At 65.3% G+C, this 242-nt stretch carries 1 protein-coding gene; it reads right to left on the bottom strand.

The features are described 5' to 3' along the window. The coding region (locus tag APY03_RS26855; protein WP_157103467.1) for an STY4526/YPO1902 family pathogenicity island replication protein at positions 1-242 on the bottom strand (242 nt) is incomplete at both ends.

Genomic DNA, 242 nt, shown 5'->3' on the forward strand with positions numbered 1-242 from the left:
GAGAGCGGCAGTGACATGCCCTCGGCCAGGTCCATGGCCGCATCGAGAATCGAGGTCTCGTCCTCCAGATCGACGTTCCTGCTGCTGGTCACGGCCTTCCACTGCCGCCACAGTTCGGTGTCCTGGGTCTCGTCCAGGACGGGGTGGCGCCCCTTGCGCTTGGGCAGGCCGAGAATTTCCCGACGCAGGGCGACTTCCTGATGGGTCAGGCCATAGAAGCGGCTGACCATCTCCGTGCTGGC

Source organism: Variovorax sp. WDL1, from assembly GCF_001541225.1.
In the GTDB taxonomy this organism is placed as follows: domain Bacteria; phylum Pseudomonadota; class Gammaproteobacteria; order Burkholderiales; family Burkholderiaceae_C; genus Variovorax.